The sequence below is a fragment of the Cellulomonas sp. WB94 genome (assembly GCF_003115775.1).
Lineage (GTDB): Bacteria > Actinomycetota > Actinomycetes > Actinomycetales > Cellulomonadaceae > Cellulomonas_A.
The window spans coordinates 1,616,718-1,629,512 of sequence record NZ_QEES01000002.1 but is presented as its reverse complement, the minus strand read 5'-3'; the positions used below and the strand labels follow the sequence as shown (position 1 = coordinate 1,629,512).

Here is a 12,795-nt window from a genome sequence, read left to right as displayed (position 1 = left end):
AGCCAGTCCCGTGCTGCACAACACCCCGCGCACCTTCATCGGTGCGACGACCTTGCAGATCCTCGGCATGGGCTCCAGTGCGTGCGCGGCCGCCGTCGTGAACGAGGTCCGAGCGGTCCAGGGCGTGGCCCACGTCACCGCGGACATCATCACCTGCACGATCACCGTCCGGGCGAGCGAACCAGTCGACCGCGCGGACATCGAAGAGGCAGTTCGCCGGGTCGGCCTCGCGGTCACCGACTAGCTGCCTGCAGGCCCCCCGGGACGCACTACGCCGCGATGCCGAAGTCCGACCGGCCAGACCGGGCGCTACGGCGCACGACGGTTCCGTCCGCGACGATCGCGTCGGCGGGCAACCGAGCACCAGGCCCGATGACGACGTCAGACCCGATCCGCGCCCCGGCACCGATCCGGGCCCCGTCATGCACGCGCGTGCGCGGCCCGAGGTGGACGTTCCTGTCGACGACGACGTCCTCCCCCACGATCACGCCACGGTCCAGCCAGCTGCCCTCGCCGATCCGCGAGCGGTCACCCACCCGCGCGCCGGTCTCGACGTAGGCCGTCGGCGCGACCGATGCTCCGTCGTGCACGCGTGCGCCGGGCGAGACCAACCCACCGCCGTTGACGTGGCGCACGTAGCGCACCACCTGTCCGTCATCCGCCTCGAACTCAACCTTCGCTGCCATGTGGCCCCTCTCCCGTGTCGTCTGGCTGACATAACGTGAGGCCGTCAGCGGAGATTCCACGCCGCCTCATCGGCTGGGACGGGCATCTGCGTGATCAGTGGCGATCCGTAGCGCGTTCCAGCGCCCGACGTGGGCATGATGCGACGGTGCGCTCTTGCCGGCTCGGCCTCGTCCTGCTGGTGCTGGCCGGCGCCCTCGCGGCGTGCTCCACGGGCACCGGGCCGTCGCCGAGGGGCACCCCCGCGCCGTCGAGCACGGGCGGCTCAGGCGGCCCGAGCGGCTCGCCGACCGGTCCGGCGCCCTCCCCGAGCGTTCCCTCGACGGTGACGCCGTCGGCCACGCCGGCCGCTGACCCGCTGGCCGGCTGGACGCTCGAGGAGGAGGTGGGCCAGATCGTGATGGTCGGCGTCAAGACCTCGGCACCGCAGCAGCCCAGCCACGACCTCGTCGCCTCGGCGCATGTCGGCAACGTGTTCCTGCAGGGGCGCACCTCAGCCGGACGCGCCAAGGTCGAGGCCCTGGTGCACTGGTTCACGGACCAGGTGGCCACGGGTGCGACGCACGGTGCCCCGATGATCGTCGCGACCGACCAGGAGGGCGGCCTGGTGCAGACCTTGTCGGGCGACGGGTTCAGCACGATCCCGTCGGCGCTCGACCAGGGTGGCATGACCTCCGTGGCGCTTCGGACTGCGGCGAGCAGCTGGGGAGCTGAGCTGGCCGCCGTCGGGGTGACTCTCGACCTGGCCCCGGTGGTCGACGTGCCGACGTCATCGGGCGCAGCGGACAACGCGCCGATCGGTCGGTTGGACCGGGCCTACGGCTTCACGGCCGCGGACGTCCTGGCCCACGCCGACGCGTTCACGGACGGTCTGGCGACGGCCGGTGTGGCGGTCGCGCCGAAGCACTTCCCCGGGCTCGGCCGGGTGACCGGCAACACCGACGCGACCGCCGGTGTGGTCGACGAGGTGACCGACGCGTCGTCGGACCAGGTCACGGTGTTCCGCCAGGAGGTCGCCCGGGGGGCGCAGTTCGTCATGGTGGGCACCGCGGAGTACGCACGGCTGGACCCGGGGACGCCGGCGGCGTTCTCGTCGAAGATCGTCGACGGCCTGCTCCGCGGGGAGCTCGGCTTCAGGGGCGTCGTGATCACCGACGACCTGTCCGCGGCCGCTCAGGTCGCGGCGTGGACCCCCGGTGAACGGGCCGTCATGGCGGTCGAGGCCGGCTGCGACGTCGTGCTCGCGTCGAAGGACCCGACCGTGCTGCCGGCCATGGTGCAGGCGCTGCTCGACAAAGCCCGCGCCGACCCGGCGTTCGCCGCCGTCGTCGAGCAGGCTGCCCGCCGGGTGCTCGCGGCCAAGGGTGTGAGCTGACCTCGGCGCGTCAGCGTCGCACCGGGTAACGCAGATGGAGCACCCGGTCGCCCTGGATGACGACGTCGGGGTCCTCCAGCATCAGGCGGCCGTGGGCGAGCCGCCCGAAGTACGGCTTCCCCTGGCCGAAGACGACCGGCACGAGGTCGATCGCCACATGGTCGATGAGGCCCAGCGACAGCGCCTGACCGCCGACCTCACCTGCGGCCACCCCGATCTCCCCCTCGCCGGCGAGCTCCTGTGCGCGCGCCATCCCTTCCTCCACCGAGGTGGCGAAGTGGTACGACGACTCCGGGTGCCAGCCGGTCGGCCGCGGTCGGTGCGACACGACCACGACGTGGTCGCTCGCCGGCGGGTGCCCGTCCCACCCGTCGGTCAGGTCGAAGAGGTGTCGGCCGATGACCAGCACCTTCTGACGCGACCACATGCCACGCACGTAGTCGGCCGAGGCCGCTGAGACCCGGAACGGCAGACCGTGACCCTGGGCGTCGCCGACGAGAGGATGGTCGCCGTTGAAGTACCAGTCGTGGAGCGGCCCGACGTCGTCGTGCTCGTCGGCGATGTAGCCGTCCAAGGAGGCCACTGCGTGCATGTACGTGGTACCCATCCCGACTCCTCCCGCCGACAACGGTCGTCCCCAGGTTCCCGGCAAACGAACCGACCGGCAAGCACCTGCCACGGGAGCGAGCGGCCGTCGGTGGAGGACGATGGAGCCATGACCACACTGGAGCGTCTGACCGCCGACCTGACCGCCTCGATGAAGGCCCGTACGCCGTTCCAGACGAACACCCTGCGCCAGATGATTGCCGCGGTGCGCGCGGCGGAGAAGGCCGGGACCGTCGCCCGTGAGCTCACCGAGGACCAGGTCCAGGCCGTCCTGAGCACCGAGGTGAAGAAGCGTCGGGAGAGCGCACAGATCTACACGACCGCGGGCGCCGGCGAGCGTGCCGCGACCGAGACCTCCGAGGCGGACCTCATCGAGTCCTACCTGCCCCCGGCGGTCAGCTCGGAGCAGCTGGACGCGATCGTCGCCGACGCCATCGCCGCGACCGGCGCCACCACCCTCAAGGACATGGGCACGGTGATGAAGGTCGCGACCGCCGCCGCGACCGGCGTGGGCCGGCTCGACGGCAAGGCGCTGTCAGACCGGGTGCGCAGCGCCCTGACCGGCGCTGCCCGGGCCTGACCGGCCGGTACCACGCGGGTGCGGAGTCACGTCAGCCCCCGCTACCTCGACCCCGGGTCTGGTGGCCGTCCTGCGGCGAGCCACAGCAACCCGCCGACGACGCTTCCGAAGACCAGGAGCACCGTCCACACCGGCTTGGTGAACGTGCGGACCTCTCGCTCGTCCGTCCGGGTGAGGTCGAGGAGGCAGTACCCCCAGAAGACGAGGGCCAGGACGAAGACAAGAAACGGCAGCCACACCGTGGCGGTCGCGCTCATGTGCACCATCGTCTCGCACCTGCGTGCGGCCGGCCCGGTCGGCACCCTGACGAGCCGGATCGAGATCGCCACCGGCGCGACGGGTCGAGCCTCGACGGCGGCGCGCCCGCGGACGTCGACATCGTCCGCGGGCGCGCCTCCAGAACGATCAGGGCTCAGTACCGGATGACGACCCGACCGTCGATCTTGCCGTGCTTCATCTCGTCGAAGATCGTGTTGATCTCGTCGAGCCGACGGGTGGACACCGTCGGGTGGATGAGTCCGCGAGCGTAGAAGTCCAGGGCCTCCTCGAGGTCCTGCCGGGTGCCGACGATCGAGCCTCGGACGGTGAGCCCCTTGAGGACGATCTCGAAGATCGACGCGGGGAAGTCCCCCGGCGGGAGCCCGTTGAAGACGATCGTGCCGCCGCGCCGAGCCATGCCGATCGCCTGCCCGAACGCCGACGGGTGCACGGCCGTCACGAGGACGCCGTGCGCGCCCCCGGTCTCCCGCTGGATGACCTCGGCCGGGTCGTGCTCGAGGGCGTTGACGACCAGCTCGGCGCCGTGCTTCGTGGCCAGCGCGAGCTTGTCGTCCGCGATGTCGACGGCGGCCACGCGCAGGCCCATCGCCTTGGCGTACTGCACGGCGATGTGCCCGAGGCCGCCGATGCCCGAGATGACGACCCACTCGCCGGGCCGGGCCTCGGTCATCTTCAGCCCCTTGTAGACGGTGACGCCCGCGCACAGCACGGGCGACACCTCCTCGAGGTCGGCACCCGCCGGGATCCGCGCGGCGAAGCGCGAGTCCACGAGCATGTACTCGCCGAACGAGCCGTCGACGCTGTACCCCCCGTTCTGCTGCTGCTCGCAGAGCGTCTCCCAGCCGGTGCGGCAGTACTGGCAGGTCCCGCACGCGGACCAGAGCCACGCGTTCCCGACGAGCTGGCCGATCTCGAGGTCCGTCACGCCCTCGCCGAGCGCGACGACCGTGCCGACACCCTCGTGCCCCGGGATGAACGGAGGGCTAGGCTTCACCGGCCAGTCCCCCTGCACGGCGTGCAGGTCCGTGTGGCACACCCCGGTGCTGATGAGCTTGACGAGCGCCTGCCCGGGGCCAGGCGTGGGGACGACGACGTCCTCGATCGCGAGGTCGTTCCCGAACTCCCTGACAACTGCTGCCTTCATGGTCGGCATCGTGCTCTCCTGGTTGTTGGTGACTCTGACGTTGTCAGGTGCGCCGTCCGCACCCCGAGCTGTCGGCGCGTGCGGGCTCAGAAGAAGCCGAGCTTCTGGGCCGAGTACGACACCAGCAGGTTCTTGGTCTGCTGGTAGTGGTCGAGCATCATCTTGTGGTTCTCGCGACCGATGCCCGAGCCCTTGTAGCCGCCGAACGCGGCCGCGGCCGGGTACGCGTGGTAGCAGTTCGTCCAGACCCGACCCGCCTGGATGTCGCGCCCTGCCCGGTACGCGATGTTGCTCTCGCGCGTCCAGACCCCGGCGCCGAGACCGTAGAGCGTGTCGTTCGCGATGCTGATGGCGTCGTCGTAGTCGTCGAACCGGGTCACCGCCAGCACGGGGCCGAAGATCTCCTCCTGGAAGATCCGCATCGAGTTCTTGCCCTCGAAGATGGTCGGCTGCACGTAGAAGCCGCCGGCGAGGTCACCGTCCAGCTCGACCCGCTCGCCGCCGGTGAGCAGCGTGGCGCCCTCGGCCTTGCCGATGTCGATGTAGCTGAGGATCTTGGCCAGCTGGTCGCTCGACGCCTGCGCTCCCATCATCGTGTCGGTGTCGAGGGGGTTGCCCTGCTTGATGGCACGCGTCCGCGCGACCGCGTCGGTGAGGAACGGGTCGTAGATCGAGTCCTGGATGAGCGCTCGGGACGGCGCGGTGCACACCTCGCCCTGGTTGAAGGCGAACATCGTGAAGCCTTCGAGCGCCTTGTCGTAGTAGTCGTCCTGGGCGCGTCCGACGTCCCCGAAGAAGATGTTGGGGCTCTTGCCACCGAGCTCGAGGGTGACCGGGATGAGGTTCTGGCTCGCGTACTGCATGATCAGCCGGCCGGTCGTGGTCTCCCCGGTGAACGCGATCTTGCGGATGCGCGGGGACGACGCGAGCGGCTTGCCCGCCTCGAGGCCGAACCCGTTGACGACGTTCACCACGCCCGGCGGCAGGATGTCCGCGAGCAGCTCCATCAGGACGAGGATCGACGCCGGCGTCTGCTCGGCCGGCTTGAGCACGATGCAGTTGCCGGCCGCGAGCGCCGGGGCGAGCTTCCACACCGCCATGAGCAGGGGGAAGTTCCACGGGATGATCTGGCCGACGACCCCGAGCGGCTCGTGGAAGTGGTAGGCGATCGTGTCCTCGTCGATCTGCGAGATCGACCCCTCTTCGGCGCGGATCGCACCGGCGAAGTAGCGGAAGTGGTCCACAGCGAGCGGGATGTCCGCGCCGAGGGTCTCGCGGATCGCCTTGCCGTTGTCCCAGGTCTCCGCGACGGCCAGCATCTCGAGGTTCGCCTCGATGCGGTCCGCGATCTTGTTGAGGATCACGGCCCTGGTCGTCGCTGTGGTGCGGCCCCAGCTGCGTGCCGCGCCGTGCGCCGCGTCGAGGGCGCGGTCGATGTCGGCGGCGTCGCCGCGCGCGATCTCGGTGAACGCTCGTCCCGTGACCGGCGAGCGGTTCTCGAAGTACCTTCCCGACGCCGGGGCGACGTACTCGCCGCCGATCCAGTGGTCGTACCGCTCGCGGAAGGTTGCGAGGCTGCCGGGTTGGCCGGGGGCTGCGTAGATCGTCATGACGGACCTCCATGCACAGGGCTGGGTCGCCGCGACATCGTCGGCGACCCAGAGGAGCCGCGTCGTTGCGACCCTCAACGTGCAGGACGTTAGGCCTAGGTACGTTGCACGACCGTTGCACTGCCGGGTGCCGGTGGCGGGCGGCGGCGGACGACGACAGGCGTCAGGCGAGCCGGCCGCCGACGCGCAGCAGTCCCGCACTGCGGGAGGCCCGGTGGGCGATCGGTTGCGGTGCCCGCAGCTCGCGGTCGAGCGCCTCCGCGTGCGCGCGGGCGCGGATCGATGCGGGGCTCCCCGCCGGCAGCAGGGCGAGCAGCCGTCCCCACGCCGCCCAGTCGGCCGAGCCGTCGTCGCGCCGCGTCCACTCCTCGAGGACGCGCGAGTCCTGAGTGCGGATCACCGCGGCATGCACCTCGCCCGCCAGCTCGTCCCGGAGCGCGACGACGGCGGGCGCCTCCGAGCGCGGCAGGACAGGCCCGGGGTAGGCGTGGAGCGCCGCGAGGACGTCGCCACGCGCGAGGTGCTCGCGCACGTCGTCGATGTCGGTGCGGAGCGGGTCGGCGAGCCGGTAGGGCCGCGACTCGGTCAGCATCGTGCCGACGCAGCGCCGCAGACGCGAGATCTCGGCACGCACCGTCACGGACGACGCGGCGCCGTCGTACAGCAGCGCGGCGATCTCCTCGCCCGTCAGCCCTGAGGGGTGCCCGCCCAGGAGCAGCAGCAGCTCGGCGTGACGCAGCGTGACCGTCTGCTGCGTGCCAGCACTCGTCAGCACGGGCGTCGACGTCCCCAGCACCTCGAGCCGGCATCCGGGGTGCGGTCGTGGCGTCGTCGACCGGCGTGGCGTGACGTGCGCCCGCAGGTCCCGGACCGTGAGCGCGGACTCCATTGCGGCCACCGTGGCCCGGACGAGCGACAGCATCAGGGGCGACGCCGCGGGCGCCCGACCCGTGATGTCCAGCACACCGAGCACCCGGCCCGTTCTCGGGTCGTGCACGGGCGCCGCCGTGCAGCTCCACGGGTGGACGGCCCTGGTGAAGTGCTCCGCGGCGAAGATCTGCATCTCGTGACCGGTCGCGAGCGCCATGCCGGGCGCGTTGGTGCCCGTGTCCTGCTCGGCCCAGCGAGCCCCCTCGACGAACCCGATGCGCTCGACCTCGCGCCGGACGACGTGGTCGCCCTCGACCCACAGCAGGTGGCCGGAGTCGTCCGTGAGGGCCACGATCATGCCGTCGGAGACCGTGCCGTCGATCAGGAGGCGTCGCACGATCGGCATGAGCGGAGCGAGCACGTGCTCTCTCCGGTACGCCCGCAGGTCGCTCGTGCTGAAGTCGGTGGGTGGAAGACTCCGCTCCGGGTCGACGCCGCCGGACCTGCTGCGCATCCAGGAGTCCATGACCTCCCGGCGAACCGACCCATGACGCTCCTGGACGACCTCTCCGAGGGGATCGGCGACGAGGTCCCGCACCATGAAGTCCTCGTGCGCGGCGCGCAGGCGCGACGCGAGCTCGTCGGGGTCTGCTCCCGCGGGCCAGGCAGCCCGCGCGCGGTCTCTGGTGGTCACCCGGACTGCCCCCTTGACGGCGCTGTCAACTGGTCGGTGCGCGGCGAGGACGCACGCCCACGTGGGCAGGATAGACCCGGAAGATGCCGGTTCAGGTCGGCGGCCGAGGATGCCCACCGCCAACCTAGCCCGCGGCGCCCCCCGCAGCGAGGTCCACGATGGTCGCCTCGAGGGCGGCCGGATCAACGCCGGCCAGAGCACCCGTCCCGTCGGCGACCTCCAGCAGGGCGATGAGGATGTGCTCGGTGCCGATGGCGGCACTCTCCATCCGCAGCGCGACCCGGAACGTGAGCTCGAGCGCCTTGCGCGCGTGCGCGTCGAACGGCACCAGCTCGGGCACGGTGTCGGTCCGCGGCGGCAGTGTGGCGACGGTGTCCGCGCGCAGCTGCTCCAGGTCGAGGCCCTGGGCGACGAGCGCCCGGGCTGCGACGGCGTCGGGCAGAGCGAGCAGGCCGAGCAGGAGGTGCGCCGGCTCGATCTCGACGTTGCCGGCGGCCTGCGCCTCGTTCTGCGCAGACACGACGACGCTGCGGGCGTCGTCCGTGAAGCGCGCGAAGCCCTGGCTCGGGTCGAGGGCCGGCTGATCCGCGGGACGGTTGACGGAGAACCGCTTCTGGACCGCCTGCTTGGTGACGCCCATGCTGCGGCCGATGTCGGTCCACGACGCACCCGACCGGCGTGCCTGGTCGACGAAGTGGCCGATGAGGTGATCGGCGACTTCGTCGATGTGCTCGGCGAGCAGCACGGCGTTGCTCAGCTGGTCGAGGGGGTCGGTGTAGCCCTTCTTGATCCCGGCGATGAGCTCGTCGAGGCGGACGGGGTTGGCCATCCGGACGGTGCGGTCGGTCGCCTTCACTGGTTCGCTCATGCGACAACCTTAGGTTGACGCTGGAGTGGCGTCAACCTCAGGTAGACGCTCACGATCCGGCGCGGACGGTGCGTGGGGCCGCACCGTCCGCGCCGATCCCGTTTGCCCTGCCGAGCCGTCCGATCGCATCATGGGGACCGTACTGAGCCGTCGGACGAGCCGATGGCCACCCGAGCGCGGAGCTCACAACGATGCAGCAGGGAAGCGGGGCGGCCGTCCAGGCCTGCCCAGGCGTGGCCCGGACGCCCGCCCAGAACGCCTGACGCCTCACGGCGACACGCCCGTCGGACCCCACGGTCCGACGGATGATCGGCATACCTCGGCGGGCGCTGACCGTCCCCGCGCCACCATTCGCTCGCATCCGCGCTGTCGACCTCGGTCGAGGCCCCCGATGCGACGGCGACTGGCGGTTCCGATCGCACGAGAGCCGATGACCATGAACCCCCTGACCGAGAAGCAGATCCGCACGTCCTTCGTGAACTGTTCGAAGGGTGAGGCGTCCCAGCTCAGCCTCCCGCTGGACCTGAGCGACCTCCGCTGGGACCGCCTCGACTACCTCGGATGGATCGACCGCAAGGCGCCGCTGCGCGCCTATGTGGTCCTGACCGTCGACGACAGGCTCGTCGGCCTGACGCTCCGCACCCCTGAGGTCCAGGCGGCGCGCCGTCGGGCCATGTGCGCGTGGTGCGAGGACGTGAACGCGACGAACGACGCGTCGATGTACGTGGCACGCCGTGCCGGGGCGTCGGGACGCAACGGCGACACGATCGGCACGCTGATCTGCACGAGCTTCGAGTGCTCACGCAACGTGCGGCGGACGCCGACGATCGTCGAGGCGGGCCTGGACCCCGCCGGACTGGTGCAACGCCGGATCGAGGGGCTGCGCGAGCGGTCGCAGTGGTTCGCCCGGTCGGTCCTCCAGGAGGTCTGAGCGGGACGGCGCGGCGATGCCGGAGACCAGCCATCGCCGCGCTCCGTCACTCGCCCCGCACGGGTGCGCGGGTCACGCGGCAGCGGGCTTGCGTGCGTGGACGCGTTCGATCGCGCCGTGCGTCAGCCGCTCGGTGTCGACGATCGTCAGGCCCAGGTCCCGGACGATGGTGAGGGGACGTCGGGTGTAGTGCTCACCCTGCAGCGGGATCGTCACCAGCTCCACCAGGTGCTCCAGCGCACGGAGCGCCAGGTTGGACGCCACGACGTGGTCGGCGAGCAGCAGGCTGCCGCCGGGTCTGAGCACCCGGATCGCTTCCGTGAGGGCCGCCCGGTCGTCGGGGATGCAGCACAACGCGAACGTGCAGAGGACGGTGTCGAACCGTCCGTCGGCGAAGGGCAGAGCCATGGCGTCCGCCGTCGTCAGGGCGATCGGTCGCAGCAACCTGCCGGTGTGCCGCTCGGCGGCCTGCACCATCTGCGGGCTCCAGTCGACCCCGGTGAGGCTGACGTGGTCGGGGTAGTACGGGAAGTTCAGGCCGGTGCCCACGGCCAGCTCGAGGGTCGACCCGGTGGCCCGCTGACACACCCAGCGCCGGCTGTCAGCGAGGTAGCGACGCTCGACCGAGGCCGTCATCGCCTCGTAGCGCGAGGACTCGTCGTCCCAGTAGTCGATGAGCCGTTCACGTCGTCCCACGACGACACCCCGTCATCGAGCCGCCGTGCGAGATCTCGCCCTGGCGAGGCTGACATCGAACGCGGCCACGCCACGGAAGTCGAGATAGGTGTCGCTCGGCAGGCCCTGACGCTGAGCGACGATCGACGCGGCGCCTCGGAACTCGCGGGTTCGACGGAAGATCAGGAACGTCCCGATGCTCGTCGCGACGACGGGCACGGCCATGGCCGCGATCATCCGACCGTTGTCGAGCCTGCCGGTCAGGAGGATCGCGAAGGCCGCGGCGAAGTTGACCACGACGACCCACACGATGCGCCGGGTCCACCCCGCGGCTCGGACCAGGTACTCCTGCGCGTCCCGGTCCGCACGCCCGTCCCAGCGCTGCGCAATGCGTTCGGCTGCCGTCGCACTCATGGCTGCGAACCTACCGCCGGCGCAGCAGCGCGACCAGGACGCCGACCCCGACTGCCGTGATCACCCCGACCGGACCCATGACCGCCCACTGCGGCCCCCCGCCGCGCGCCGCGGTGACGAACGGGGTGACGAGGATCGGCAGGCCGGTCATCACGAGGAAGACGACAGCGGCCGGCGCCAGCATGAGGCCGGCCGGCCGGCGCAGCAGCACCAGGCGCCCGATGGCGATCACGGCGGGCAGGAAGATCGCCAGGTCCAGCACGTGCACGGGGTTCGACGGCAGGGCGAGGTCCAGGGCACCCGCCGGGATGCGGCCCTCGATCATCGCGGGCACCACGTCCGAGAGCCACAGCAGCGTGAACACCGCGGCGACGACGACGAGATACCAGCCGACGACGCGGCGCGGCGCTGGGGCCAGGTCCGCGGCCACGACCGTCGGTCGCAGGGCCCGCAGCCCGCCGACGAGCGACCAGAACGTCAGCCCGAGCACTGCCACCCACGCCAGGAACAGCGGCCCGACGTGGATCGACATCGTGTAGATCGCGTAGTTGTACGCGGTGAAGGTCAGCACACCGGTCCACAGGAGCCCTGCCCGCATCGAACCCCGCCAGGCGAGCCACGCGAGCAGAAGCGTCGCGGGGGCGGCGATGGCCACGTTGACGACGTCCTGGGCGATCGCCTGGTCGATGAACGACGCGGTCTCCCGCCCGTAGATCCCGTCGACGTCGGCGAGCCCGATCACGCTCGCGACCCATGCGACGGCAGCCGCCGCCGCGGACGTGACCCACCACGTCGTCGCATGTCGGGGGCCACCGGGCGTCGTCACGCGTGCGAGGGCTTCGGAGGATGTCGATGGGGTCGTCATACGCCCAGACTGTCGGCGTCTGACGCCCGCACAGGGTGCAAAGGTCCCATACCCCTCCCCAGACCGCCGACCGCTGCGACCCGGCCAGGTGCTGCTCCGCCTCGCCGCGCGGGGCTTCGGGGGCGGCTCACCCGTGGTTCGATGGACGACGTCCGGCGACCGAGGAGCAGCAGATGAAGAAGATCGGGTTTCTCTCGTTCGGCCACTGGACGCCGTCGCCGCAGTCGCAGGTGCGTTCGGCGTCCGACGCGCTCCTGCAGTCCATCGACCTGGCCGTCGCCGTCGAGGAGCTCGGGGGCGACGGCGCGTACTTCCGCGTCCACCACTTCGCCCGGCAGCTCGGCTCGCCGTTCCCGCTGCTCGCGGCGATCGGCGCCCGGACCAGCCGGATCGAGATCGGCACCGGCGTCATCGACATGCGCTACGAGAACCCGCTGTACATGGCCGAGGACGCCGGCGCGGCGGACCTCATCGCGGGCGGGCGGCTCCAGCTGGGGATCAGCCGGGGGTCACCGGAGCAGGTGGTCGACGGGTTCCGGTACTTCGGCCACGTGCCCGCCGACGGCGACCACGCCGCGATGGCCCGGGAGCACACCCGGGCGTTCCTGGACGCGATCACGGGTCAAGGGTTCGCCCAGCCCAGCCGACGGCCGATGTTCCCCAACCCGCCCGGGCTGCTGCGCATCGAGCCGCACTCCCCCGGGCTCTCCGACCGGATCTGGTGGGGCGCCGGGTCGCGCGCCACGGCCGAGTGGACGGCCCAGCAGGGCATGAACCTGATGAGCTCGACGCTCCTCACCGAGGACACCGGGGTCCCGTTCCACCAGCTCCAGGCCGAGCAGATCCAGCGGTTCCGGGACGCCTGGACAGCCGCCGGCCATCCGCGCGAGCCGCGGGTCTCGGTCAGCCGGAGCATCTTCCCGATCGTCAGCGACCTGGACCGTGCGTACTTCGGCGGCGCGACCGACAGCCAGGACCAGGTCGGGCACCTCGAGGGTGGCTCCGCACGGTTCGGCCGAACCTATGCCGGGGAGCCCGACGAGCTGGTCGCGGCGCTGGCCGAGGACGAGGCGATCGCTGCCGCCGACACGCTCCTGCTGACGATCCCCAACCAGCTCGGCGTGGACTTCAACGCGCAGCTCGTCGACAGCGTCCTGCGGTACGTGGCGCCGGAGCTCGGCTGGCGCTGACGGGGAGCCG

Annotated in this window: 15 protein-coding genes; 5 read left to right on the top strand and 10 right to left on the bottom strand. The window is 71.4% G+C overall.

Annotated features, from left to right (window positions below; translation table 11 throughout):
• Nucleotides 1–10: 10 nt before the first annotated feature.
• A complete protein-coding gene (locus DDP54_RS08645; protein ID WP_109131399.1) occupies nucleotides 11–244 on the top strand; it encodes a heavy metal-associated domain-containing protein in 234 nt (77 codons plus the stop codon).
• Nucleotides 245–269: 25 nt separating this feature from the next.
• On the opposite strand, the gene DDP54_RS08640 is transcribed toward DDP54_RS08645, so the two are convergent.
• Nucleotides 270–686, bottom strand: a complete 417-nt coding sequence (locus DDP54_RS08640; RefSeq protein ID WP_109131398.1) for a DapH/DapD/GlmU-related protein — start codon at nucleotides 684–686, stop codon at nucleotides 270–272.
• A 146-nt stretch (nucleotides 687–832) separates the two neighbouring features.
• On the opposite strand from DDP54_RS08640, the gene DDP54_RS08635 reads away from it, so the two are divergent.
• Complete coding sequence (locus tag DDP54_RS08635) at nucleotides 833–2,059, top strand: glycoside hydrolase family 3 N-terminal domain-containing protein (RefSeq protein ID WP_109131397.1); 1,227 nt, start codon at nucleotides 833–835, stop codon at nucleotides 2,057–2,059.
• Between the two features lie 10 nt (nucleotides 2,060–2,069).
• Here the strand turns inward: DDP54_RS08635 and DDP54_RS08630 are convergent, their stop codons facing one another.
• On the bottom strand, nucleotides 2,070–2,666 hold the full coding sequence (locus DDP54_RS08630; RefSeq protein ID WP_109131396.1) for a dihydrofolate reductase: 597 nt from the start codon (nucleotides 2,664–2,666) through the stop codon (nucleotides 2,070–2,072).
• 108 nt (nucleotides 2,667–2,774) lie between these two features.
• Between DDP54_RS08630 and DDP54_RS08625 the strand changes: the two genes are divergently transcribed.
• Complete coding sequence (locus tag DDP54_RS08625) at nucleotides 2,775–3,245, top strand: GatB/YqeY domain-containing protein (RefSeq protein WP_109131395.1); 471 nt, start codon at nucleotides 2,775–2,777, stop codon at nucleotides 3,243–3,245.
• A gap of 41 nt (nucleotides 3,246–3,286) precedes the next feature.
• On the opposite strand, the gene DDP54_RS08620 is transcribed toward DDP54_RS08625, so the two are convergent.
• From DDP54_RS08620 to DDP54_RS08600, 5 genes are all read right to left on the bottom strand, one after another.
• On the bottom strand, nucleotides 3,287–3,502 hold the full coding sequence (locus DDP54_RS08620) for a PLDc N-terminal domain-containing protein (protein ID WP_158274491.1): 216 nt from the start codon (nucleotides 3,500–3,502) through the stop codon (nucleotides 3,287–3,289).
• Between the two features lie 155 nt (nucleotides 3,503–3,657).
• Nucleotides 3,658–4,668: an alcohol dehydrogenase AdhP gene (gene adhP / locus DDP54_RS08615; protein WP_109132459.1), complete on the bottom strand. Its 1,011-nt coding sequence runs from the start codon at nucleotides 4,666–4,668 to the stop codon at nucleotides 3,658–3,660.
• 86 nt (nucleotides 4,669–4,754) lie between these two features.
• Nucleotides 4,755–6,278: an aldehyde dehydrogenase family protein gene (locus DDP54_RS08610; protein WP_109131393.1), complete on the bottom strand. Its 1,524-nt coding sequence runs from the start codon at nucleotides 6,276–6,278 to the stop codon at nucleotides 4,755–4,757.
• A gap of 163 nt (nucleotides 6,279–6,441) precedes the next feature.
• A complete protein-coding gene (locus tag DDP54_RS08605) occupies nucleotides 6,442–7,842 on the bottom strand; it encodes a GAF domain-containing protein (protein WP_109131392.1) in 1,401 nt (466 codons plus the stop codon).
• Between the two features lie 124 nt (nucleotides 7,843–7,966).
• Complete coding sequence (locus DDP54_RS08600) at nucleotides 7,967–8,710, bottom strand: Clp protease N-terminal domain-containing protein (protein ID WP_242448304.1); 744 nt, start codon at nucleotides 8,708–8,710, stop codon at nucleotides 7,967–7,969.
• Nucleotides 8,711–9,146: 436 nt separating this feature from the next.
• On the opposite strand from DDP54_RS08600, the gene DDP54_RS08595 reads away from it, so the two are divergent.
• Nucleotides 9,147–9,641: an FBP domain-containing protein gene (locus DDP54_RS08595; RefSeq protein WP_109132457.1), complete on the top strand. Its 495-nt coding sequence runs from the start codon at nucleotides 9,147–9,149 to the stop codon at nucleotides 9,639–9,641.
• A 72-nt stretch (nucleotides 9,642–9,713) separates the two neighbouring features.
• On the opposite strand, the gene DDP54_RS08590 is transcribed toward DDP54_RS08595, so the two are convergent.
• The 3 genes from DDP54_RS08590 to DDP54_RS08580 are packed head-to-tail and all read right to left on the bottom strand — an operon-like array spanning nucleotide 9,714 to nucleotide 11,595.
• Nucleotides 9,714–10,337 (bottom strand): class I SAM-dependent methyltransferase, encoded by a 624-nt coding sequence (locus tag DDP54_RS08590; RefSeq protein ID WP_109131391.1) that lies wholly within the window; start codon nucleotides 10,335–10,337, stop codon nucleotides 9,714–9,716.
• A 12-nt stretch (nucleotides 10,338–10,349) separates the two neighbouring features.
• Nucleotides 10,350–10,730 (bottom strand): hypothetical protein, encoded by a 381-nt coding sequence (locus tag DDP54_RS08585; protein ID WP_109131390.1) that lies wholly within the window; start codon nucleotides 10,728–10,730, stop codon nucleotides 10,350–10,352.
• Nucleotides 10,731–10,740: 10 nt separating this feature from the next.
• Entirely contained in the window at nucleotides 10,741–11,595 is an 855-nt protein-coding gene (locus tag DDP54_RS08580) for a hypothetical protein (RefSeq protein ID WP_146192400.1), read from the bottom strand.
• 173 nt (nucleotides 11,596–11,768) lie between these two features.
• Here DDP54_RS08580 and DDP54_RS08575 point away from each other — a divergent pair, with 173 nt between their 5' ends.
• Nucleotides 11,769–12,785: an LLM class flavin-dependent oxidoreductase gene (locus DDP54_RS08575; protein WP_109131388.1), complete on the top strand. Its 1,017-nt coding sequence runs from the start codon at nucleotides 11,769–11,771 to the stop codon at nucleotides 12,783–12,785.
• Nucleotides 12,786–12,795 lie beyond the last annotated feature (10 nt).

Excerpts from the sequence above, each read along its gene's own strand:
- DDP54_RS08640 (WP_109131398.1), bottom strand. The coding sequence starts at position 686 with ATGGCAGCGAAGGTTGAGTTCGAGGCGGATGACGGACAGGTGGTGCGC.
- DDP54_RS08630 (WP_109131396.1), bottom strand. The coding sequence starts at position 2,666 with ATGGGTACCACGTACATGCACGCAGTGGCCTCCTTGGACGGCTACATC.
- DDP54_RS08625 (WP_109131395.1), top strand. The coding sequence starts at position 2,775 with ATGACCACACTGGAGCGTCTGACCGCCGACCTGACCGCCTCGATGAAG.
- DDP54_RS08620 (WP_158274491.1), bottom strand. The coding sequence starts at position 3,502 with ATGAGCGCGACCGCCACGGTGTGGCTGCCGTTTCTTGTCTTCGTCCTG.
- adhP (WP_109132459.1), bottom strand. The coding sequence starts at position 4,668 with ATGAAGGCAGCAGTTGTCAGGGAGTTCGGGAACGACCTCGCGATCGAG.
- DDP54_RS08610 (WP_109131393.1), bottom strand. The coding sequence starts at position 6,278 with ATGACGATCTACGCAGCCCCCGGCCAACCCGGCAGCCTCGCAACCTTC.
- DDP54_RS08600 (WP_242448304.1), bottom strand. The coding sequence starts at position 8,710 with ATGAGCGAACCAGTGAAGGCGACCGACCGCACCGTCCGGATGGCCAAC.
- DDP54_RS08595 (WP_109132457.1), top strand. The coding sequence starts at position 9,147 with ATGAACCCCCTGACCGAGAAGCAGATCCGCACGTCCTTCGTGAACTGT.
- DDP54_RS08585 (WP_109131390.1), bottom strand. The coding sequence starts at position 10,730 with ATGAGTGCGACGGCAGCCGAACGCATTGCGCAGCGCTGGGACGGGCGT.
- DDP54_RS08580 (WP_146192400.1), bottom strand. The coding sequence starts at position 11,595 with ATGACGACCCCATCGACATCCTCCGAAGCCCTCGCACGCGTGACGACG.
- DDP54_RS08575 (WP_109131388.1), top strand. The coding sequence starts at position 11,769 with ATGAAGAAGATCGGGTTTCTCTCGTTCGGCCACTGGACGCCGTCGCCG.